This window comes from Serratia sp. TSO36 (assembly GCF_057808395.1).
Genome location: NZ_JBJZOU010000024.1, coordinates 122,335 through 142,798, shown reverse-complemented (window position 1 = coordinate 142,798; position 20,464 = coordinate 122,335). Strand labels below are relative to the sequence as shown.

Sequence of the window (20,464 nt, the reverse complement as noted above, 5' to 3'; positions counted from 1 at the left end):
GTTAACAGATAGAAGGTTTGGAACATGATGTTTTTGCCTGCCGGAAAGTCATTTCGTTTATCTATTCTGAGTGCCTGGGTGGCGTTGTGCTGCTTTGGTTTCACCTCTGCTACCGGCGCTCAGGAAGAAATCCAGTTCAATATTGATGTACTGGACGTAAACGATCGCAAAAACATCGATCTGAGCCAGTTCGCTCGCAGCGGCTACATTATGCCGGGCACTTACGGTATGGCGGTGCACGTCAATAAAAGTGATTTGCCGGAACAGCAAATCGCTTTCTATGCGCCGGATGATGATCCTAACGGCAGCCGCGCCTGCGTTTCCCGCCCTCTGATGGAACAGCTGGGACTGAAAACGGCGCTGTACCAAGACCTGCTCTGGTGGCATCAGGGGGAGTGCCTGGATGAGGCTAGCCTGAAGGGGATGGAGATACGTGGTGACTTGGCCACCTCATCGCTGTATCTCAGCATTCCGCAGGCCTATATGGACTATGTTTCGGAGGATTGGGATCCGCCGTCGCGCTGGGATGAAGGCATTCCCGGGCTGTTGTTTGATTACAATCTCAATGCGCAAACCCAGCATCAAATACAGGCGGGTACGCGTGGTTATAGCATGAGCGGTAACGGCACGGCGGGGGCTAACCTGGGGGCCTGGCGGTTGCGGGCAGATTGGCAGGCGCAGCTAAATCACCAGACGGGTTCGGGGCAGCCGACTGACAAACGTTTGGACTGGAGCCGTTACTACGCTTATCGGGCCGTGCCGGCGTTGCGATCAAAACTGACGCTTGGTGAAGGGTATCTTGATTCCGGGCTGTTCGACAGCTTCCGCTTCGGCGGCCTGAGCCTGCGCTCTGACGACAACATGTTGCCGCCTAACCTGCGCGGTTATGCGCCGGAGGTGACGGGGGTGGCGAAAAGCAACGCCAAGGTAATCATCAGTCAGCAAGGACGGGTACTGTACGAAACCACGGTAGCGGCGGGGCCGTTCCGCATCCAGGATCTGAATGATGCGGTGTCTGGCGATCTGGACGTGCGGGTGGAAGAGCAAGACGGCAGCGTGCAGGCGTTCACGATGAGCACCGCCAGCATTCCGTATCTTACGCGGCCGGGATCGCTGCGCTACAAGCTGGCTTTGGGTAAACCCTCCGATCTCGATCACCGCTATCGCGGGCCGCTGTTCGGCACCGGTGAGTTTTCCTGGGGGGTGAGCAACGGCTGGTCGTTGTACGGCGGCGGGTTGTTCGGGGGAGATTATAACGCTGCGGCGCTGGGCATCGGCCGCGATCTGATGATGCTGGGGGCGCTGTCGTTTGACGCCACCCAGTCGCGAGCCAGGTTGCCGTATAACGGCGAAACGCTGAGCGGCGGTTCATACCGCCTCAGCTATTCGAAGAGTTTCGATGAGCTGGACAGCCAGGTGACCTTTGCCGGCTACCGCTTCTCGGAGCAGAATTTTATGAGCATGAGCGAATATCTGGATGCGCGCGAGTACGGCAGGCGTTTCGGCAACAGTAAAGAGATGTACACCATTACCTATAACCAACAGCTGCGGGACCTGGGGGTGAGCGCTTATCTCAACTACAGCCATCAGACTTATTGGGATAAACCGGCCAACGATCGTTATAACCTGACGCTGTCGCGCTATTTCGACGTCGGCCGTTTCAAAAATCTGGCGCTGTCGCTGTCGGCGTATCGTAACCGTTACAACGAGCGCAACGACGACGGCATGTATCTGTCGCTGTCGCTGCCGTGGGGCAATGGCGCCAGCGTCAGCTATAACGCCACGCTTAACCGCAGCGACAACACCCATCGGGTGAGCTATTACGATCGCCTCGACGAGCGCAGCAACTACCAGCTCAGCGCCGGCGGCTCGCGCAGCGGCACCAATCTGAGCGGTTATTACACCCGCGATAGCGATATGGCGCGCGTAACCGCTAACGCCAGCTATCAGCAGGACAGGTACAGCGCGATCGGCCTGTCGGCGCAGGGGGGCATGACGCTGACCGCCGAAGGCGGCGCGTTGCACCGTAGCAACCTGCCGGGCGGCACCCGCTTGCTGCTGGATACTGAAGGAGTGGGCGGGGTGCCGGTGCGCGGCTATGGCAGCGTTGCGGCGACCAACCGCTGGGGCAAAGCGGTGGTGGCGGATGTCAACAGCTACTACCGCAACAAGGCCAGTATCGATCTGGACGAGCTGGGCGATGGCGCCGAGGCGATCAAATCGGTGGTGCAGGCGACGCTGACCGAAGGCGCCATCGGTTACCGCAAGTTTGAAGTGATTGCCGGGGAGAAAGCGATGGCGGTGATCAAGCTGGCGGACGGCGGCGAGCCGCCGTTCGGCGCCACGGTGCGGAACGCGCGGAAACAGGAAACCGGCATCGTCAACGACGGCGGCAGCGTGTATCTGAGCGGTATCAAAGCCGGAGAAAATATGACCGTGCACTGGGGGGGCACAGCACAGTGCGAAGTGCAAATGCCGATGTTATTGCCGCCAGAAATGCTGGTGAATAATTTACTGCTTCCTTGCCGGGTATTAGCGGGAACGGAGGGATTGAAAAGTGGAGCGTAAATTGAAAAAGCTAATTGCCCTTATATTTGCTTTACCCATCTGTTTTTATAGCACAATGGCACAAGCAACGTACGTAGAGGGTTGGTACTCCGATTGGCGCTGGCTTGATCCGCCTAGCGATAATGATTATCCGAGGTTAGGGGAGTTAGATTTTAATTTTTCCAAAGTTGTTTTTCACGCTGGCGACGAGGCATTTAATGGGATTGGTAAGGGTAAGCTAGACTGTTACGGTTTTTGTCGGCTTGAGTTTCGCACCTACGATGCATTTGGGTACGGTGTATATTCTGAAGGTATTAATTTTGCATATGGAAGCGTCAAGTTTAGTGTTGACGAGGCAAATGCAGTGATGAGAAATATTTTGCCTTTAGCGGAAATAGTTAAATATAGACGCTCGGAGAAGCGACCTCCGCGCTGTTTAGAATTACTACTAAGAACGGGATATACCTCTTTCGTATTAGGTTCCGACTGCTCTGGTTTATTGCCGCCTCTGCCGCCAACCAGGCCGCGCCCACCGGAGCCGCTTTCTTGCGCGGTGACATGGCAAAGCAGCGGCGAGATTGATTTTGGCGTGATGACGCCGGGTGAAAACAAAGTGAAGGGCATTGCCGCCAAACTGGCCTGCCAGGGCGGGACTTCGGGAAAAGCCCGCCTCAGATTTACCGATGTCAATCAGGTGGGCGCAAATACGGTAACGCTGCGTAAGAGCGGCACGAGTGATGAAATAAAAGCGAAGCTGTCGATTGGCGATCCAAATTCGTCTAATGAGCAGGTGATTGACGTCTCGCCAGGTTTTAATGCGACCTATGCCTTTGTGGCCAAATTGGACGGCGCGCAGTTGAGTGGTATTGAAGGCGGCACTTTTTCTGGCAATGCGCTGATTGTATTTGAAGTCATTTAGCAGTTTTAAATTTTATGCCGATATTTAATTCGGTGGCTGAGGTTTTTATTGAGCTGCCGGGAGGAAGGTTATTTATGAATATATCTATGCAATATAATGTCGCGCGAGCCGTACCGGCAATAGCATTAATTGGCAGTGTCTTTTTGTCGATGTCGTCGCAGGCGGCCATTGCCTTGGATCGCACCCGCGTTATTTTCGATGGTGGGCTGCAGTCAGTGAGCCTGAGCGTCAGCAACCAAAATAAGCAGCTGCCTTATTTAGCGCAGGGCTGGCTGGAAGACGAGCAGGGCAACAAGATTCAAAGCCCGTTGACGGTGCTGCCGCCGGTGCAGCGCATTGAGCCGGGCAAGCCAAGCCAGGTGAAGATCCAGGCGTTGCCGGCGGCCAAACAGCTGCCGCAGGACAGGGAAACGCTGTACTACTTTAACCTGCGCGAGATCCCGCCGAAGAGCAACAAGCCGAATTCGCTGCAGATCGCGCTGCAGACGCGCATCAAGCTGTTTTATCGCCCGGCGGCGATAGCCCCCGAGCGCAACGCTGCGCCGTGGCAGGAGCAATTAACGCTGACCAGGCAAGGCGATAAATACATCGTCAATAACCCGACGCCGTATTACGTCACCCTTATCGATGCGGCCAGCCATAAAGGCGCTGCGGGCGCGCAAAACTTCGAACCGTTTATGGTGCCGCCGAAGGGCAGCGCGCCATTGTCGGTGAGCGCCGCGACCTTGGGCGGCAATCCAGTGCTGACCTATATCAACGACTATGGCGGCCGGCCGCAGCTGGCGTTCAATTGTCAGGCGGGTAAATGCAGCGTCGTACCGGAGAAGAAAAGCTCGTGAGATAACCGGAGGCCGTAGTTAAAGGAGAAAACGAATGGCACGTAGGCATGCAATACCGGAAATCTGGCGCTATGGGGTGAACGGATGGCGTTACGGATTGACGTTGGCGGGGCTGGCGCTGATGGCGCCGCTCAGCGTGGCGATGATGCTGTGGCTGCTGCCTGCAACACGGGCGGCGGATAACTGGCAGGTGGAGGGTTCCAATGGCGTGCTGCATATCAGGGGGGCGCTGGCCGAGAGTGCTTGCCGGTTGGAGATGGCTTCTGCTCGCCAGGATATATGGCTGGGAGAAATGGCGACCGGAAGGCTTGAACAGGTGGGGGCTCGCGGTACGCCGGTGGCGGTTGAGTTGCGCCTGCGCGATTGCTTGCGTACTCGGTCGGCCAGCCGGGATGAGCGTACGGGAGCTTTAAGCTGGGCACCGGATCAACCGGCGGTCAGAGTGAGCTTCAGCGCGCGGGCCGATCGGGATAACCCGCAGCTGATAAAAGCGCAGGGGGTGAGCGGCATGGGATTGCGAATGCTGGATGAGCACGGCCGCAACGTGCGCTTGGGCAGCCGAGGTGAGCCGCTGTGGCTGACGCCGGGGAGCAATGCGCTGGCTTACTGGATTATGGCTGAGCGTACCGCGCAGCCTCTGGTGGCGGGCAGCTATCGTGCCGTGGTGGATTTTCATCTGAGCTATGACTGAGGGGTAACGGGTGAAAATGGTAACCAGAGTACGACAAACCGCTGCGGCGTTGCTTCTGTGCGGCAGTAGCGTAATGGCCTTCGCACAGGCGGCGACAGTGAAAGTCAGTGTGACGGTGATGCAGCCTTTGCCCTGCACCATCAACGGCGGACGGCCGATTGAGGTGGATTTTGGCGATGAGGTGATGACAACACGCATTAACGGTAACTTTTACCGTATGCCGATAGATTTTTCGTTCACCTGTAATAATCCCTATAAAAACGCCATGCGGTTGCAGGTGCAGGGCGGCACCGCCAATTTCGGCCAGGGGCTGCTCGGCACCAGTCGGGATGGTTTGGCTATCCTCATCTTGCAAAGGCAAGGTGGGGATCAACTGCCGCTGAATTCCTGGCACAATTTTTCCTATCCCAATCCGGTTAAATTGGATGCCGTGCCGGTAAAGCGGAGCGGCGTCAATCTGGAAACGGGAGAATTCACCGCATCCGCAACGTTGCGGGTCGACTATCAATAACCCTTGGAGTGAATGCATGAAGCCGTGTCTTGTCTTTCCTGTAGTGTGTTTGGCTCTATGTTTCCAGGGGGCTGCGCTGGCTGCAGAGGAGGTTGCGATGCAATTTCGTGGCGGCTTGATTGCCCCGCCTCCTTGCACGATTAACGCCGGGGCGAAAATAGATGTCGATTTTGGCTCGCGCGTTGGGATCAAAAAAGTGGATGGCGTTAACTACCGCCAGGCGATCGATTACCACCTTGATTGTGAACCGGGGGCGCGTCCTTGGGAGCTAAGGTTAACCCTGAAGGGGAATGGCACCGCGTTTGATGGGGCCGCGCTACAGAGCAATAAAGCAGATCTGGGGATTCGCGTTTATCAAAATGACGAGCCTTTTGTGATCTACAGCTCCATTTCTATCGATCCCAGTAGCCCGCCGCGGCTGGAGGCGGTGCCGGTGAGCAGACCGGGGGCCACGTTGACGGAAGGCGCTTTTTTTGCGACCGCGACTTTGCTGGCTGAATTTTTCTAGGAGCTTGATATGAAAGTTTTTCCGTTTTTTTCTGCAGCGATGGCGTTATTGATTGTTTTCACTCCACACGCCCGGGCAGAGGATAACCTGTATTTTCATGGCGAGCTGGTGGCGGAGCCCTGCGTGATCCCGCCTGGCAGTGAAATTATCCCGCTCGATTTTGGCACCGTGATAGATAAATACCTTTATAGCTATCAACGTACGTTACCCGTTCCATTGGCCATTCAGCTGGCGGAGTGCGATCTGAGTCTGGGGCAATCCCTGACGGTAACTTTTGTCGGTAGCGAAAACGGCAGCTTACCAGGCTATTTAGCGTTGGATACCGGCAGCCAGGCCAGAGGCGTTGCAATCGGCTTAGAGAGTATGGAAGGTAAATCGCTGCCGCTGAATAAACGGGGCGAAAAGCTCTCACTGGTAAGCGGTAATAATCAGATCCGTCTTCAGGCCTATATTCGAGGTGAGCCGCTTGCTCTACAAAGCAGAACCATTGTTCGTGGGGATTTTAGTGCTGCTGTCACCTTTAACCTGGAATATGAATAGATAGGTATGGGAGGTTTGGTTAAGGAATTGCATTCTGCCATCGCGGTTATTTTACGGTGTAATCCATTCCTTATGCTTTTCCTCTGCCTGGGCCAATAAATTCGGTTGCTGCCAGTCTATCCGCATTGTTTAAGAGGTGAATAATGGAACGAATCAATATCGTTATTGATGATGAAAATGCTTATTTCGTGGCGGGATTACGTTTCAGCATTACGGAATATGCGGAAAAAAATCATAAGACGGTAAGTTTTTTGTCGCCTGATGATGGCGTACAGGCTGATATGGTGATTGCAGCATCGATGTGGCGCGCACAACGATGGCGTAAAATGAATCCTTGCGAAGCTGTATCGGCTATCATGACCATTAAAGAAAAAAGAGTAGGGCGCGTTAATGAGAGTGAGAGTGTCCTTTATCGAACCGATAACCGGAGCAGACTATTTGAGTTGTTGGCGAAGAGCTTGGTTAAAAATCCTGCTGAAAAACAGCTTCTCGGTTATGTTCTGACGAGTAGGGAAAAACAGGTAATCGGTTATCTAAAAAGAGGTTTTGATCAATCACAAACAGCCAAACTCCTAGGGATAAACGTAAAAACGGTACATAGCCATAAACGGTCGGTGATGAAAAAACTGATGCTGAATCGCCATCGAGAATTTATGTATTGGTTAATATCGCAAGATGACTAATCTTTTTTTGAAAATGATGGCTTCCTATTTTAGCAGTTTTAGAGCTTTCTTTTTCTGACAAAAGGAACTTAAGTGTTTTTTTTGCTTTCTGCAGCAATACTATTTTTATTTAGCCTGTTGTCTTTTTATATGCATATTAAATTAGTCAGGAAAAAACGGCTGATTATTAGCCGTCATAAAATTTTATGGTAGGAGACAACGCGTTAAATTTTAATAAACGGCGAAGCCGGTTTATTCATCTTGGGCACAGGTAAGAAGCGCCGGGGTATTGCTCATTCACACCTGGAAAAGGCATTTCCTCGCCGGCGGCCACTTGCTGATTAACCAACAGAATAGGCTAACCAGAGTGTTTTCCGCCTGATACGAGCCCAAGCTGGTATGCTACACAACAACCTTTCTGCCATTGATGATTGCCTGGCTGTAACCGACCCCGATCACTATCGCTTAACGCATGGCGTACCTGACAAATAATCGAACGCAGTTCGATGGAGAGTCCGTACCCCAGAAAGCGAAAAACCCGCCATAGGCGGGTTCTTCTGAATATGGTGCCCGGACTCGGACAACCGGCGCTGGCGCCGCGTTGAACAGCGCTTTAGCGCTGGCCCGCAGGGTGAGGCCTTCAGGCCGAATAATCGAACGCAGTTCGATGGAGAGTCCGTACCCCAGAAAGCGAAAAACCCGCCATAGGCGGGTTCTTCTGAATATGGTGCCCGGACTCGGAATCGAACCAAGGACACGGGGATTTTCAATCCCCTGCTCTACCGACTGAGCTATCCGGGCAACGGGGCGCATTAAACCGTATTGGCCGGATGGCGTCAATCGCTTTCTGTCACAAAGCCGATCGGTTGCTCTATTTTCAGGCAGCGAACCCGGCGGGATGGGGGGCGGGGGGATATCGCCTTTCAATAAATATGCATATAAAACGTGTATTTATACCGATGACGCGAGCGTGGGTTATTATTTTTTAATTAAATAACAATGCATTATGATTTAATCAACGAGCGTTCAATCAAGGCGATTCTTGCTTGAACCCCGCAACGAATCATGCAATCATTGCGCAAATTTTAGCACTATCCGTTCCCTGACGGTGTTCCCGCTTCTTATAAGCCAGAGGGTTATTGGCATGACTGGTTTTGTTGCTCAAGCGCTGCTGCGCACCAGACATCTGACGCCGCCACCGTTCCGCCGTTGTTTCCTCCGTACGCCATCCGCCCGAATACGCCTGCCGGCCATGCGGTAAGGCCGCCTGATGCTCGCTGTTAGGCATGCGTAAAGCCAGCGCTGCGGCCCTGATTTTACTGATGCCTGTCGGACGCTGCCAAGACCAGTTTTCCCGATAGCCGCCTGATGATCGCCGATCATTAGCCGGTCACGCACGCCGCTTATGCTGCCGTGCCCGGGTATCGCTTTACCGGGATAACCGCGTTATCTCATTACCGTGCCGGTGGCACACCCTCATCCTTCACCGTTTGAGAGTCAGCATGATGAAAGAATTGAAAATCGCGACCAGCGCCAGCCTGGTCGCTACCATTGAGACGCTGCGTCAGATCGTGCGCGTAGAGCAGACGGACTACACCGACGTGGCGGCGGTGGTGGTGTCGGTCGCCGACGTGAACGCCGGCATTCTGGCGCGCTTGCAGGCGACGGGGTTCAACATCCCGACCTTCGTGGCGGTGGAAGGGGATGAGCATCTCTCGCCGGACTATCTGCCGTTCGTCAGTGGGGTCTTCGCGCTGCTGGCCGGCGCCAGCAAGCCGTTCTACATGGCGCAGTTGGAGGCCGCCGCCGATGCCTACGAGCAGGCGCTGCTGCCGCCGTTCTTCAAAACGCTGAAGACCTACGTCGAGATGGAAAACTCGACCTTCGCCTGCCCGGGGCATCAGGGCGGCGAGTTCTTCCGCAAGCACCCGGCCGGCCGGCAGTTCTTCGATTTCTACGGTGAAACCCTGTTCCGTTCTGATATGTGCAACGCCGACGTCAAGCTGGGCGACCTGCTGATCCACGAGGGGTCGGCCAAGGATGCGCAAAAGCACGCGGCGCGGGTGTTCAACGCCGATAAAACCTATTTCGTGCTCAACGGTACCTCGGCGGCCAACAAGGTGGTGACCAACGCGCTGCTGACCCGTGGCGATCTGGTGCTGTTCGATCGCAACAACCACAAATCCAACCACCACGGGGCGCTGATCCAGGCCGGCGCCACGCCGGTCTATCTGGAAACCGCCCGCAACCCGTTCGGCTTTATCGGCGGCATCGACGCGCGCTGCTTCGACGAGCGCTACCTGCGTGAGCAGATCCGCGAAGTGGCGCCTGAGAAGGCCGCGGCGGCGCGGCCGTTCAGGTTGGCGATCATTCAGCTCGGCACCTACGACGGCACGATTTACAACGCTCGCCAGGTGATCGACACCATCGGCCACCTGTGCGACTACATCCTGTTCGACTCCGCCTGGGTGGGTTACGAAGGCTTTATTCCGATGCTGAAAGAGTGTTCGCCGCTGCTGCTGGAGCTGGACGAACACGACCCGGGCATTTTCGTCACCCAGTCGGTGCATAAACAGCAGGCGGGGTTCTCGCAGACCTCGCAGATCCACAAGAAAGACGATCATATCAAAGGGCAAAAGCGCCACTGCAACCACAAGCACCTGAACAACGCGTTCATGCTGCATGCGTCGACCAGCCCGTTCTATCCGCTGTTCGCTGCGCTGGACGTCAACGCCAAGATGCACGCCGGCCCCGCCGGGCGCCGCATGTGGATGGACTGCGTCAAGCTGGGCATCGAGACGCGCAAACAGCTGCTCAAGCGTTGTTCGCAGCTGAAGCCGTTTATTCCGCTGCAGGTGGCGGGCAAAGACTGGCAGGATCACGATACTGACCTTATCGCCAACGACGCGCGCTTCTTCACCTTCGTGCCGGGGGAGACGTGGCACGGCTTCGAAGGCTATGCCCAGGATCAGTATTTGGTCGATCCGTGCAAGCTGCTGCTGACCACGCCAGGGATTGACGCCGCGACCGGCCAATACACCGAGTTCGGCGTTCCGGCCACCATTCTGGCCAACTTCCTGCGCGAGAACGGCATCGTGCCGGAGAAGTGCGATCTCAACTCGATCCTGTTCCTGCTGACCCCGGCGGAGAACCCGGCCAAGATGGAACAGCTGGTGGAGATGCTGGCGCAGTTCGAGCGCTATGTTGCAGAGGACGCGCCGCTGAGCGTGGTGCTGCCGACGGTGTACCGCAAGAACGAGCAGCGCTACCGCGGTTACAGCATTCGCCGGCTGTGCCAGGAGATGCACGATCTGTACGTCAGCTTCGACGTCAAACAGCTGCAAAAGGAGATGTTCCGCCAGGATCATTTCCCGCCGGTGGTGATGAACCCGCAGGACGCCAACGTGGAGTTTATCCGCGATAACGTCGAGCTGGTGCCGATCGGCCAGGCGGAAGGGCGCATCGCGGCGGAAGGGGCCTTGCCGTACCCGCCGGGCGTGCTGTGCGTGGTGCCGGGCGAAGTGTGGGGCGGCGCGGTGCAGCGTTACTTCCTGGCGCTGGAAGAGGGCATCAACCGCCTGCCGGGCTTCTCGCCGGAGCTGCAGGGGGTCTACATCGAGAAAAAAGATCACGGCTGGAAGCGCATCTTCGGCTATATGATCAAGCCATAGAAAAAGGGCCGGTTCGCACCGGCCCTTCTCATTTATCCACGCGGAACGCGTTACTTCCTGCGGTAGCTCTTCTGCGCGGTATTCACTTTCACCAGATAGCGGCGCGACTCGGCGGCCGGGTGCTTGGTGGTCAGCGTCTGGTACACGTCGCCCGGCTGCATGGCGTTGATGATGCCCACCGCGCGCGTTCTGTCGCTGGAGAACACCCGCAGCACGCTGCCGGCGCCGCCGTTGTAGGCGGTGATCACCGCATAGCGGCGCGAGGTCGGGTTCTGAATGCCGCCCAGGTAGTTGTTCTGCAGGATCGCCAGGTAGGCGGTGCCGGTGTCGATGTTGTTCTCCGGATCGAACAGGTAGCTGCGGCTCGGGGTGCCCCATTTGCCGCGCATCTGGAACACATCCTTACCGGCGGTATGCTGCACCACCTGCATCAGGCCCAGCGCGTCCGAACCGCTCACCGCATACGGGTTGAAGCTCGATTCGGTCTGCATGATAGCCAGGATCAGCGACTCGTCCACGCCGTATTTTTCCGACGCCTTGCGCACCATCGGCAGGTATTTGTGCGCACGTTTGTCCAGGTGGTTCGGCACCAGCTGGATGGTGACCGAGTAGATCACGTGCAGGCCGGAGGTGCGTTTTTGCAGCTTGGTCTGCAGCAGGTAATCGGCGAAGTGCGCCGCGCGCCATTCCCAGCGGATCGGCGCGCCCTTGTTATCCAGCACCTGGCCGTACAGGAACGGCTCTTTGCTGATCTGGATATCGTTGGCGTCGGAATAGAGATCGATGGAGCCCGGATCGTCACCCATCAGCAGCGTGCTGATGATCGCCTGGCGCAGGTGCGCGGCCGGATCGGTGGTGGCGATGGTCTCGATGGTAATGGCGCCGGTGTCGAAGTTGATGTGGCTGCGGGTTTGGTATTGGTCGGTATATTTGACGTAGTCTTTCGGCCCGGCGATCAGAACCTCGTTTAGACCCCAGATGTTCTCGATGTTGTGGGCGAATTGGCCCATCAGAATGTCGAAGCCGTTGGTATCTTTAATCCAGGCTTCGTTGATTTCTTCACTTTTTTTGCCGGAACAGGAGATCAGCAAAGGCGCTATTACGAGCAAAGCTAAAATTTTCTTCATCTTAAAGCCGTTTGGAAGAAGTATAAGAGGATTGAAGCGGGCCAGCGCCTGGCCCCAACAGCGTTATTCGCTCGGCGGCGTATAGCCTTCGATGTGCACGTCGTGCCCTTCGAACAGGAACTTGATCATTTCCTCTTCCAGCAGCTTCCGGTCGTCCACGTTCATCATGTTCAGCTTTTTCTCGTTGATCAGCATGGTCTGCTTCTTCATCCACTCGCCCCAGGCTTCCTTGGAGATCTCGTTGTAGATGCGCTTGCCGACGTCGCCGGGATAAAGCTGGAAGTCCTGGCCTTCGGCGTCGCGCTGCAGGAAAGTACAAAAAATGGTGCGGCTCATGCTAATTCCTCATCGATGGCGCTATCGCCATATAAGTTTTGTTGGATCGGGGGCTGCTTGGCCAACTGTTGCAACAAACGGTCTACCGGCGCCGCCAGCCCGACCGACGGCGGCTGCGCTAAGTTATACCAGAGACCCGCGCCCTCATCCATGCCGCTGCCCGCCGCGTCGAGCGACAGCCACATCGGCACGATATCGAGGTGGAAATGGCTGAACGTGTGGCGAAACGCGGTCAGCTGTTCCAGGCGCTTGCCTTTCAGACCGCGCTGCTGCAGCCAGAGTTCCAAATCGACGCGCGCGCTGAACTGCGGGAAGCAGAACAGGCCGCCCCACAGGCCTACCGCCGGGCGCTGTTCCAGCCACACGCGCTCGCCGTGCTGCAGTAATAAGAAGTAGGCGGTTTTTTCCGGCAGGATCTGTTTGGGTTTCTTGCCGGGGTAGTTGGCCCAGCTGTGATTGGCGTAAGACAGGCAGCCGACGTTGAGCGGGCAGAGTTCACACTTGGGCTTGGAGCGGGTGCAGACCATGGCGCCCAGATCCATCATCGCCTGGTTGAACTGGCCGACGCCCTGCGCCGGGGTGACCTCTTCGCTGATTTTCCACAGCCGGTTTTCGACCTCTTTCTTGCCCGGCCAGCCCTCCACCGCGTAGCAGCGGGCCAGCACGCGCTTCACGTTGCCGTCGAGGATCGGATAGTGTTGGCCCAGCGCCAACGACAGCACCGCGCCGGCGGTGGAACGGCCGACGCCCGGTAAATCGGCGATTTCTGCGAAGGTTGTCGGGAACTCGCCGCCGTGCTGTGCGACAATGGTCTGCGCCGCCTTGTGCAGGTTGCGGGCGCGGGCGTAATAGCCGAGGCCGGTCCACAGATGCAGCACTTCGTCCAGCGGGGCCTCCGCCAGCGCGCGCACGTTGGGAAAACGGGCCATAAAGCGCTGAAAATAAGGAATGACGGTGGCAACCTGGGTCTGTTGCAACATCACCTCGGAGAGCCATACTTGATAGGCGGTTTTCTCCAGCTGCCACGGCAGGGTCTTGCGGCCGTAGCGCTGATACCAGTCAAGCACCACCTGTGCGAATTGTTGTGCTTGCATCATGAGCAGCGTCGTTATCCGGCAGAAAATGAAGCGAGATTGCAGCATAGAGTCATGGTGCTGTAAACCGGAACTTTCCGACGCCGCACGGCGGGTACAGAAGATGAACACTTGCTAAACCAATGTATCTTTGCATAATGCGCGTTTCCCTAATTGGCAGCCAAACAGACAGAAAGCACTATGATTAATGACGTCATCTCCCCGGAATTTGATGAGAACGGCCGCGCGATGCGCCGTATCCGCAGTTTTGTCCGCCGCCAGGGGCGGCTGACCAAAGGCCAGCAGCACGCGCTGGAGAACTATTGGCCGGTGATGGGCGTGGAGTATCAGGCTGACGCTGTCGATCTCGCCGCGCTGTTCGGCCGCGACGCGCCGACGGTGCTGGAGATCGGTTTTGGCATGGGCGCCTCGCTGGTGACCATGGCGGGCAACAACCCGCAGCAGAACTTTTTAGGGATTGAGGTGCACTCGCCGGGCGTGGGCGCCTGCCTGGCCGACGCCCACGAGGCGAAGCTGAGCAACCTGCGCGTGATGTGCCACGACGCGGTTGAGGTGCTGGAAAACATGATCCCGGATGGCTCGCTGGACATGGTGCAGCTGTTCTTCCCCGATCCGTGGCACAAGGCGCGCCACAATAAGCGCCGCATCGTGCAAACGCCGTTTGTCGAACTGGTGCTGCGCAAGCTGAAGACCGGCGGCGTCTTCCACATGGCCACCGATTGGCAACCTTATGCGGAACATATGTTAGAGGTTATGAACGGGGTCGCAGGCTACCGTAATCTTTCCAGCGATAATGATTACGTGCCGCGTCCGGATTCGCGCCCACTGACGAAATTTGAATTACGCGGCCAGCGCCTGGGACATGGCGTTTGGGACTTGATGTTTGAGAGGAAAGAATAATGGCTAAGAACCGCAGTCGTCGTTTACGTAAAAAGTTGCACATTGAAGAATTTCAGGAGCTGGGTTTCTCCGTAGCCTGGCGCTTCGCCGAAGGCACGTCGGTGGAAGACATCGACAGCACGCTGGATACCTTCATCGATGAAGTGATCGAGCCGAACGGCCTGGCGTTTGACGGCAGCGGCTACCTGCAGTGGGAAGGTCTGATCTGCCTGCAGAAGATCGGCCACTGCACCGACGAGCATCGCGAGCTGGTGAAAAACTGGCTGGAAGCGCGCAAACTGAGCGACGTTAAGGTCAGCGATCTGTTCGATATCTGGTGGGATTGATCGCGCTTGCCCGATGAGCGCGGCTTCGCGCCGCGCCGTTTTATTGATTTAAGGTGCCTTAACGGCGCCTTTGTTTTGCCCGGAGTGTGACCGAGGTGGTAACAACATTGGATAACGCGTTGCTGGAGGAGATCCTGCAACAGGTGCGCCCGCTGATTGGCCAGGGGAAAGTGGCCGACTACATCCCGGCGTTGGCGGAAGTGCCCGCCGATCGGCTGGCGATCGCCGTCTGCACGGTGGACGGCGAACTGTTCCAGGCCGGCGACGCCGCGGAGCGCTTCTCCATTCAGTCGATCTCCAAGGTGCTGAGCCTGACGCTGGCGTTGACGCGCTATCAGGAGCCTGAGATCTGGCGGCGCGTCGGCAAAGAGCCTTCCGGCCTGCCGTTCAACTCGCTGCTGCAGCTGGAGATGGAACAGGGCAAACCGCGCAATCCGTTTATCAACCCCGGCGCGCTGGTGGTGTGCGACATGCTGCAAACCCGGCTCAGCGCCCCCAAACAGCGGATGCTGGAGGTGGTGCGCCAGTTGGCCGGCGAAGACGACCTGGCCTATGACCTGCGGGTGGCGCGCTCCGAGTTCGAACACTCCGATCGCAATGCGGCCATCGCCTACCTGATGAAGTCGTTCGGCAACTTCGAGAACGACGTGATCACCGTCCTGCAAACCTATTTCCACTACTGCGCGCTGCGCATGAGCTGCGTGGAGCTGGCGCGCAGCTTCGTGTATCTGGCCAATCGCGGCCGCGATCTCAGCGGCGAGGCGGTGATCAGCCCGCTGCAGGCCCGGCAGATCAATGCTCTGATGATGACCAGCGGCATGTACGACGGCGCCGGCGAATTCGCCTATCGGGTGGGGATGCCGGGCAAGTCCGGCGTGGGCGGCGGCATCGTGGCCATCGTACCGGATGAGTTGTCGATCGTCGTCTGGTCGCCGGAGCTGGATGCTTCTGGCAACTCGCTGGCGGGAACTGCGGCGCTGGAACTGTTGTCTCAACGTATCGGTCGTTCGATTTTTTAATCCCAATCTGGATGGGAGTCAGGAGAAGCTATGTTGAAGAAAACCGGGTTAGCCTTACTGCTGCTGGCGGCGACTGCCGCGCAGGCCCACGCCGAGTACCAATGCAGCGTTAAACCCCAGGATGATGTGATCATCAGCCCGCAGAGCGTGCAGGTGAAAGGCGCCAGCGGCGACCTGCAAATTTCGCCGGATGGCGACGTGATCCGCAACGGCCAGGCGCTGAGCCTGAACGACAGCCAGCGGCAGAAAGCCTTCAGCTACCAGAGCGCGCTGCGCAAGCAGCTGCCGTGGATCGACGACGGCGCGCAGCAGCACCTGGAGAAAGCCCGTTCGGCGCTGGATAAGGTGATCGTCAAAGAGTTGGGCAGCAACAGCAACGTGCGCAACCGGCTGACCACCCTGAACGGCCAGCTGAAGCAGCAGATGAACCGCATCATCGAACACCGCAGCGACGGCCTGACCTTCCACCACAAGGCGATTGACCAGGTGGAACAGGACGGCCGCAACATCGTGCAGCAGAGCATGGGCGGGGTGCTGCAGGACAGCCTGAACGAGATGGGCGTCAAACAGGCCGCCAACAGCGGCGGCAACCCGCTGCAGGCGATCATGGGCAATCTGGGCGGCTTGCAGAAGGCGATCCAGAACGAATGGAACAACCAGGAGCAGGACTTCCAGAACTTCGGCCGCGACGTTTGCAACCGCGTCACCGCACTGGAAACCCAGCGCAAGGATCTGCTGAAGGCGTTGAAGTAAGTTAAGAATTTCCTCGGGAGAACGTTTTTTGACCTTCTGAAGCTTATCTGACAGACTGGTCAAACTACGTACAGATTTAGGGATGTTTACGGAGGACGCTATGAGCCATACACGTTACGAAACCGATGTTGTCGCCTGGGCAAATGAACAGGCAGCTCTTTTGCGCTCCGGAAAATTGTCTGAGATCGATATTGAAAAGATCGCCGAGGAGATTGAGGACGTGGGGAAGAGCGAGCAAAGGGAACTTGCTAGCCGGATGACGGTGCTGATTGCACATTTGCTTAAATGGAAATATCAGCCGGCCAGGCGCGGAACCAGTTGGGAGAGAACGATTAAAGCGCAGCGCAAAGAGGTGCTTTACAGCTTGAAAGAGTCTCCCAGCCTAAAAGGTAAACTGGGCGATGCTGATTGGCTGGATGTCGTCTGGTCGAAGGCCGTTGCGCTCGCCACGGCCGAAACCGGGCTGGATGTGTATCCGGAAAACGGCATCTGGGAAACTCAGCAGATTCTGTCTCAGACGTTTTACCCGGATTAACACCAATAAAAAAGCGCTGATTATTCAGCGCTTTTTTTTACTCGTCGTCTGCCAGGAACAGTTCCAGCAGCGAGTTGAGGAACAGTTTGCCCTTCTCGGTGATCTGCCAGTGCTCCGCGGTTTCTTCCAGATAGCCTTTGGCCAGCGCTTCGTCCAGCTGCGGGCGAATGACGCTTTCCGCCAGCCCGGTGTAGTTGACGAAGTCGGCGCGCGGCGCGGCTTCCAACAGGCGGAAGCGGTTCATGAAGAACTCGAACGGCCGATCCGCCGCCGCCACCTCATGCTGCTTGTCCATGTAGTCGCCGCGCATAAAGCCGCGCGGGTGCTTGGTCTTGGCGGTGCGCAGGATGCGCCCGTCGCTGAAGGTCACCTTGCCGTGCGCGCCGCAGCCGATCCCCAGATAGTCGCCGAAGCGCCAGTAGTTGAGGTTGTGCTGGCATTGGTAGCCCGGTTTGGCGTAGGCCGAGGTTTCATACTGCTGATAGCCGGCGGCGCTCAGCAACTGGTGGCCGCGTTCGAAGATATCCCACAGCGCGTCGTCGTCCGGCAATACCGGCGGGCGCGAGCTGAACAGGGTGTTCGGCTCGATGGTCAGCTGATACCACGACAGGTGCGGCGGATTGAGGGCGATAGCCTGGCGCAGATCGTCCAGCGCCTCTTCCAGCGACTGATCCGGCAGGCCGTGCATCAGATCGAGGTTGAAGCTGCGCAGGCCGAGGCCGGTCGCCAGCGTCGCCGCGCGCTTGGCCTCTTCCGGGCCGTGGATGCGCCCCAGGCGGGTCAGCTTCTCGGCGCTGAAGCTTTGCACCCCGATGGAGATGCGGTTGACGCCGGCGCGCTGGTAACCGCTGAAGCGATCGGCCTCCACGGTGCCGGGGTTGGCCTCCATGGTGATTTCGGCGTCGTCGGCGACGCGTATGCGCGCCCGCACGCCGTCCAGCAAGGCTTGCATCGCCTCGGCGCTCAGCAGGCTGGGGGTGCCGCCGCCGATGAAGATGGTGCTTATCTCCCGGCCGCCGGCCAGCGGCAGGTCGGCATCCAGATCCGCCAACAGATGATCGACATACTCCTGATGCGGCACGTCACCCTTCAGCGCATGGGAGTTGAAGTCGCAGTACGGGCATTTCTGCACGCACCACGGGATGTGGATGTAGAGACTCAGCGGGGGCAGCTTAAGCATTGCGCATGGCTTCCAACATCAGCTTCAGCGCCTTGCCACGGTGCGAAATCGCTCGCTTCTCGTCGCGGCTCAGCTCGGCGGCGGTGCGGCCCAGCTCCGGCACGTAGAAGACAGGATCGTAACCGAAACCGCCTTCGCCGGCGGCCTGCTCGGTGATTTCGCCGGCCCAGCTGCCGTGGAACACCAGCGGCGTCGGATCTTGCGCATGGCGCAGATAGACCAGCACGCAGTGGAATTGCGCGCCGCGCCGGCCCGGCGCCACGTCTTTCAGCGCCGCCAGCAGCTTGTCGAGGTTCTGCCGATCGTCGGCGTCTTCACCGGCGTAGCGTGCGGAGTAGATGCCCGGTGCGCCTCCCAGCGCGTCGACCGCCAGGCCGGAGTCGTCGGCGATCGCCGGCAGGCCGGTGATCTGTGCCGCATGGCGCGCTTTCAGGATGGCGTTTTCGATAAACGTCAGGCCGGTCTCTTCGGCGGATTCCACGCCCAGATCGGTTTGCGCGACCACGTCCAGGCCGAAATCGGCCAACAGGTCGGCGAGTTCGCGCACTTTGCCCGGGTTACCGGTGGCAAGAACGACTTTTTGCATAATGACTACCTTGAAAATTATTCGATGAGCGCCGCGACTACGGCGGGGATCTGTTGCGGATTCACGATGCGTAACTGTTTATGCCGCCCCAGTTCGCCTTTCTCGATGGTGACGTTGCTTTTCGCCACTTTGAACTGCTTGGCGATAAACTTGATCAGATGGGCGTTGGCTTGGCCGTCGACCGGCGGGGCGGTGATGGCGACTTTCAGTTCGTCGCCATGCAAGCCGATAATTTGGTCGCGGCTGGCTTTCGGCTGAATATATAGCCTGATCGCCAGCCCGTCCAGCACCGGAGTGACTGCACTCACAGCAGGAACCAGATCTCGCCGAACAGATCCATGCCCAGGTAGTTGATCAGATAGAGGATCAGGATCACCACCATGGCGGAAAAGTCGATGCCGCCCATCGCCGGGATGATGCGACGGATCGGCGCCATCAAGGGTTCGGTCAGCTGGTACATTACATAGTCGATCGGGCTGCGGCCCTGGCTTATCCAGCTCATCAGCGCACGAATGATCATCACCCAGAAGATCAGGTAGCCGGCAGACTTCACCAGCGAGATCAGGCCGAACAGCAGGTTATAGGGGCTGAGCGACATCGCGCCGCCCTGAATCAGCAGCAGCAGCGGGTACTTGATGGTCATCAGCAGGAACGCCAGCAGCAGTGAAGCACTGTCGATGGGCCCCAGCGACGGGATGATGCGGCGCAGCGGGCCGACCACCGGCTGGGTGATCTTCACCACAAACTGCGAGAACGGGTTGTAAAAATCGGTGCGTGTCCATTGCATCCAAATGCGCAGCAACAGCACCATCACGTACAGATCAATAACGGTCTTGACCAGGAAAGTCAGCGTTAGCATGAAGTGGTCCTTCTCCTTAACTCATGGTTATTTAAAATAATTTTTCCATCTCTTGCGCACGGGAAACGGCGGCCTGCATCGCTTGCGCCACGGTTTCCGGCAGCTGGCGTTCATTGAACACCCGCAGCGCTTCGGCGGTGGTGCCGCCTTTGGAGGTCACCTGCTCGCGCAGCGTGCCCAGCGGCGTATCCGGGTTGGCTTCCACCAGCGCGGCGGCGCCGGAAGCGGCCTGCTGCACCAGATCGCGCGCGGTCTGGCTGTCGAAGCCCATACGTTCGGCCTCTTGTTGCATCGCCTCCATAAACAGGAAGAAATAGGCCGGGGCGCTGCCCGCGGCGGCGATCACGCCGTTGATGCCATTTTCGTCATCGACCCAGCAAACTTTACCGACCGACGCCATTAAATCGCCGGTGTAGTCGCGATCCTGCTGGCTGACCTGCGCCGGCGCGTACAACCCGCTCATGCCCTTGCCGACCAACGACGGGGTGTTGGGCATGATGCGCACGATGTCCAGCTTGTCGCCGAGCAGCTGATAGAAACGGCTGACCTGAATACCGGCGGCGATCGACAGCACCAGTTTGCCGCTGAAATCGACCTGCTCGCGCAGCGGTTGGCAAACGTCGGCCATCATCTGCGGTTTGACCGCCAGCACCACTACTTCGGCCGCGCGCGCGCAGGCGACGTTGTCGCCGCTGCTGACGATGCCATAGTCCGCCGCCAGCGCATCGCGGTTTTTCGCCGAAGGGGCGCAGACGCTGATGGATTTGGCCGGATAGCCGCCCGCCACCAGGCCGGCGATGATTGCACGCGCCATGTTGCCGGCGCCGATAAAGGTAATCTTGCGATGTTGCATCAAATCCC

The 20,464-nt window shown here is 57.8% G+C and carries 22 protein-coding genes and 1 tRNA gene; 14 read left to right on the top strand and 9 right to left on the bottom strand.

What is annotated here, in order from left to right; all coding sequences use genetic code 11:
• Window positions 1-24: 24 nt before the first annotated feature.
• The 8 genes from ACK3CV_RS21445 (at window position 25) to ACK3CV_RS21410 (ending at window position 7,238) form a co-directional block, all read left to right on the top strand.
• Window positions 25-2,568 (top strand): outer membrane usher protein, encoded by a 2,544-nt coding sequence (locus ACK3CV_RS21445; protein WP_049196208.1) that lies wholly within the window; start codon window positions 25-27, stop codon window positions 2,566-2,568.
• Entirely contained in the window at window positions 2,558-3,466 is a 909-nt protein-coding gene (locus tag ACK3CV_RS21440; RefSeq protein ID WP_152903546.1) for a hypothetical protein, read from the top strand. The genes ACK3CV_RS21445 and ACK3CV_RS21440 overlap by 11 nt, the downstream gene beginning before the upstream one ends.
• 86 nt (window positions 3,467-3,552) lie before the next feature.
• The gene (locus tag ACK3CV_RS21435) at window positions 3,553-4,305 is read left to right on the top strand and encodes a fimbria/pilus periplasmic chaperone (RefSeq protein ID WP_049213281.1); all 753 of its coding nucleotides are present in this window, start codon (window positions 3,553-3,555) and stop codon (window positions 4,303-4,305) included.
• A gap of 34 nt (window positions 4,306-4,339) precedes the next feature.
• The gene (locus tag ACK3CV_RS21430; protein WP_047729840.1) at window positions 4,340-4,996 is read left to right on the top strand and encodes a fimbrial protein; all 657 of its coding nucleotides are present in this window, start codon (window positions 4,340-4,342) and stop codon (window positions 4,994-4,996) included.
• Between the two features lie 16 nt (window positions 4,997-5,012).
• Window positions 5,013-5,507, top strand: coding sequence for a fimbrial protein (locus tag ACK3CV_RS21425; RefSeq protein ID WP_047729841.1), 495 nt, complete (start codon window positions 5,013-5,015; stop codon window positions 5,505-5,507).
• Between the two features lie 97 nt (window positions 5,508-5,604).
• A complete protein-coding gene (locus ACK3CV_RS21420) occupies window positions 5,605-6,015 on the top strand; it encodes a fimbrial protein (RefSeq protein ID WP_223182023.1) in 411 nt (136 codons plus the stop codon).
• 9 nt (window positions 6,016-6,024) lie between these two features.
• Complete coding sequence (locus ACK3CV_RS21415) at window positions 6,025-6,555, top strand: fimbrial protein (protein ID WP_033636019.1); 531 nt, start codon at window positions 6,025-6,027, stop codon at window positions 6,553-6,555.
• A 143-nt stretch (window positions 6,556-6,698) separates the two neighbouring features.
• On the top strand, window positions 6,699-7,238 hold the full coding sequence (locus ACK3CV_RS21410) for a LuxR C-terminal-related transcriptional regulator (RefSeq protein WP_033636018.1): 540 nt from the start codon (window positions 6,699-6,701) through the stop codon (window positions 7,236-7,238).
• Between the two features lie 704 nt (window positions 7,239-7,942).
• Here ACK3CV_RS21410 and ACK3CV_RS21405 read toward each other — a convergent pair.
• Window positions 7,943-8,018: transfer RNA gene (locus tag ACK3CV_RS21405), tRNA-Phe, on the bottom strand.
• Window positions 8,019-8,722: 704 nt separating this feature from the next.
• Here ACK3CV_RS21405 and speF point away from each other — a divergent pair.
• Entirely contained in the window at window positions 8,723-10,888 is a 2,166-nt protein-coding gene (speF, locus tag ACK3CV_RS21400; protein WP_033638579.1) for an ornithine decarboxylase SpeF, read from the top strand.
• A gap of 50 nt (window positions 10,889-10,938) precedes the next feature.
• On the opposite strand, the gene mltC is transcribed toward speF, so the two are convergent.
• From mltC to mutY, 3 genes are all read right to left on the bottom strand, one after another.
• Entirely contained in the window at window positions 10,939-12,015 is a 1,077-nt protein-coding gene (gene mltC, locus ACK3CV_RS21395; protein ID WP_033635951.1) for a membrane-bound lytic murein transglycosylase MltC, read from the bottom strand.
• A 63-nt stretch (window positions 12,016-12,078) separates the two neighbouring features.
• Window positions 12,079-12,351: an oxidative damage protection protein gene (locus ACK3CV_RS21390; RefSeq protein ID WP_004937404.1), complete on the bottom strand. Its 273-nt coding sequence runs from the start codon at window positions 12,349-12,351 to the stop codon at window positions 12,079-12,081.
• Window positions 12,348-13,448: an A/G-specific adenine glycosylase gene (gene mutY / locus ACK3CV_RS21385; RefSeq protein WP_239504640.1), complete on the bottom strand. Its 1,101-nt coding sequence runs from the start codon at window positions 13,446-13,448 to the stop codon at window positions 12,348-12,350. Before mutY ends, ACK3CV_RS21390 begins: the two co-directional genes overlap by 4 nt.
• A 177-nt stretch (window positions 13,449-13,625) precedes the next feature.
• Here mutY and trmB point away from each other — a divergent pair, with 177 nt between their 5' ends.
• From trmB to ACK3CV_RS21360, 5 genes are all read left to right on the top strand, one after another.
• Window positions 13,626-14,345, top strand: coding sequence for a tRNA (guanosine(46)-N7)-methyltransferase TrmB (gene trmB / locus ACK3CV_RS21380; protein WP_033654659.1), 720 nt, complete (start codon window positions 13,626-13,628; stop codon window positions 14,343-14,345).
• On the top strand, window positions 14,345-14,671 hold the full coding sequence (locus ACK3CV_RS21375; protein ID WP_025304256.1) for a YggL family protein: 327 nt from the start codon (window positions 14,345-14,347) through the stop codon (window positions 14,669-14,671). The genes trmB and ACK3CV_RS21375 overlap by 1 nt, the downstream gene beginning before the upstream one ends.
• 95 nt (window positions 14,672-14,766) lie before the next feature.
• On the top strand, window positions 14,767-15,690 hold the full coding sequence (glsB, locus tag ACK3CV_RS21370; RefSeq protein ID WP_039567907.1) for a glutaminase B: 924 nt from the start codon (window positions 14,767-14,769) through the stop codon (window positions 15,688-15,690).
• Window positions 15,691-15,720: 30 nt separating this feature from the next.
• A complete protein-coding gene (locus tag ACK3CV_RS21365; protein ID WP_033635949.1) occupies window positions 15,721-16,443 on the top strand; it encodes a YggN family protein in 723 nt (240 codons plus the stop codon).
• 100 nt (window positions 16,444-16,543) lie between these two features.
• The gene (locus tag ACK3CV_RS21360; RefSeq protein ID WP_019456096.1) at window positions 16,544-16,978 is read left to right on the top strand and encodes a DUF29 domain-containing protein; all 435 of its coding nucleotides are present in this window, start codon (window positions 16,544-16,546) and stop codon (window positions 16,976-16,978) included.
• 37 nt (window positions 16,979-17,015) lie between these two features.
• Here the strand turns inward: ACK3CV_RS21360 and hemW are convergent, their stop codons facing one another.
• Genes hemW through proC form a run of 5 tightly spaced genes read right to left on the bottom strand, consistent with a single transcriptional unit; the run spans window position 17,016 to window position 20,456 of the window.
• Window positions 17,016-18,158: a radical SAM family heme chaperone HemW gene (hemW, locus tag ACK3CV_RS21355; protein ID WP_033635947.1), complete on the bottom strand. Its 1,143-nt coding sequence runs from the start codon at window positions 18,156-18,158 to the stop codon at window positions 17,016-17,018.
• Entirely contained in the window at window positions 18,151-18,744 is a 594-nt protein-coding gene (locus tag ACK3CV_RS21350) for an XTP/dITP diphosphatase (RefSeq protein ID WP_164040434.1), read from the bottom strand. The genes hemW and ACK3CV_RS21350 overlap by 8 nt, the downstream gene beginning before the upstream one ends.
• A gap of 17 nt (window positions 18,745-18,761) precedes the next feature.
• Complete coding sequence (yggU, locus tag ACK3CV_RS21345) at window positions 18,762-19,052, bottom strand: DUF167 family protein YggU (protein ID WP_004948014.1); 291 nt, start codon at window positions 19,050-19,052, stop codon at window positions 18,762-18,764.
• Window positions 19,049-19,603 (bottom strand): YggT family protein, encoded by a 555-nt coding sequence (locus ACK3CV_RS21340; RefSeq protein WP_033635944.1) that lies wholly within the window; start codon window positions 19,601-19,603, stop codon window positions 19,049-19,051. The genes yggU and ACK3CV_RS21340 overlap by 4 nt, the downstream gene beginning before the upstream one ends.
• A 31-nt stretch (window positions 19,604-19,634) precedes the next feature.
• On the bottom strand, window positions 19,635-20,456 hold the full coding sequence (gene proC / locus ACK3CV_RS21335) for a pyrroline-5-carboxylate reductase (RefSeq protein ID WP_041036672.1): 822 nt from the start codon (window positions 20,454-20,456) through the stop codon (window positions 19,635-19,637).
• Window positions 20,457-20,464: the final 8 nt, after the last annotated feature.

What these genes read in the sequence shown, in the direction of transcription:
- ACK3CV_RS21430 (WP_047729840.1), top strand. Translation starts at nt 4,340, where the DNA reads ATGGCACGTAGGCATGCAATACCGGAAATCTGGCGCTATGGGGTGAAC.
- trmB (WP_033654659.1), top strand. Translation starts at nt 13,626, where the DNA reads ATGATTAATGACGTCATCTCCCCGGAATTTGATGAGAACGGCCGCGCG.
- ACK3CV_RS21445 (WP_049196208.1), top strand. Translation starts at nt 25, where the DNA reads ATGATGTTTTTGCCTGCCGGAAAGTCATTTCGTTTATCTATTCTGAGT.
- ACK3CV_RS21375 (WP_025304256.1), top strand. Translation starts at nt 14,345, where the DNA reads ATGGCTAAGAACCGCAGTCGTCGTTTACGTAAAAAGTTGCACATTGAA.
- ACK3CV_RS21350 (WP_164040434.1), bottom strand. Translation starts at nt 18,744, where the DNA reads ATGCAAAAAGTCGTTCTTGCCACCGGTAACCCGGGCAAAGTGCGCGAA.
- speF (WP_033638579.1), top strand. Translation starts at nt 8,723, where the DNA reads ATGAAAGAATTGAAAATCGCGACCAGCGCCAGCCTGGTCGCTACCATT.
- ACK3CV_RS21410 (WP_033636018.1), top strand. Translation starts at nt 6,699, where the DNA reads ATGGAACGAATCAATATCGTTATTGATGATGAAAATGCTTATTTCGTG.
- mutY (WP_239504640.1), bottom strand. Translation starts at nt 13,448, where the DNA reads ATGATGCAAGCACAACAATTCGCACAGGTGGTGCTTGACTGGTATCAG.
- mltC (WP_033635951.1), bottom strand. Translation starts at nt 12,015, where the DNA reads ATGAAGAAAATTTTAGCTTTGCTCGTAATAGCGCCTTTGCTGATCTCC.
- ACK3CV_RS21360 (WP_019456096.1), top strand. Translation starts at nt 16,544, where the DNA reads ATGAGCCATACACGTTACGAAACCGATGTTGTCGCCTGGGCAAATGAA.
- ACK3CV_RS21435 (WP_049213281.1), top strand. Translation starts at nt 3,553, where the DNA reads ATGCAATATAATGTCGCGCGAGCCGTACCGGCAATAGCATTAATTGGC.
- hemW (WP_033635947.1), bottom strand. Translation starts at nt 18,158, where the DNA reads ATGCTTAAGCTGCCCCCGCTGAGTCTCTACATCCACATCCCGTGGTGC.
- ACK3CV_RS21415 (WP_033636019.1), top strand. Translation starts at nt 6,025, where the DNA reads ATGAAAGTTTTTCCGTTTTTTTCTGCAGCGATGGCGTTATTGATTGTT.
- ACK3CV_RS21365 (WP_033635949.1), top strand. Translation starts at nt 15,721, where the DNA reads ATGTTGAAGAAAACCGGGTTAGCCTTACTGCTGCTGGCGGCGACTGCC.
- ACK3CV_RS21390 (WP_004937404.1), bottom strand. Translation starts at nt 12,351, where the DNA reads ATGAGCCGCACCATTTTTTGTACTTTCCTGCAGCGCGACGCCGAAGGC.
- ACK3CV_RS21420 (WP_223182023.1), top strand. Translation starts at nt 5,605, where the DNA reads ATGCAATTTCGTGGCGGCTTGATTGCCCCGCCTCCTTGCACGATTAAC.
- ACK3CV_RS21425 (WP_047729841.1), top strand. Translation starts at nt 5,013, where the DNA reads ATGGTAACCAGAGTACGACAAACCGCTGCGGCGTTGCTTCTGTGCGGC.
- ACK3CV_RS21340 (WP_033635944.1), bottom strand. Translation starts at nt 19,603, where the DNA reads ATGCTAACGCTGACTTTCCTGGTCAAGACCGTTATTGATCTGTACGTG.
- proC (WP_041036672.1), bottom strand. Translation starts at nt 20,456, where the DNA reads ATGCAACATCGCAAGATTACCTTTATCGGCGCCGGCAACATGGCGCGT.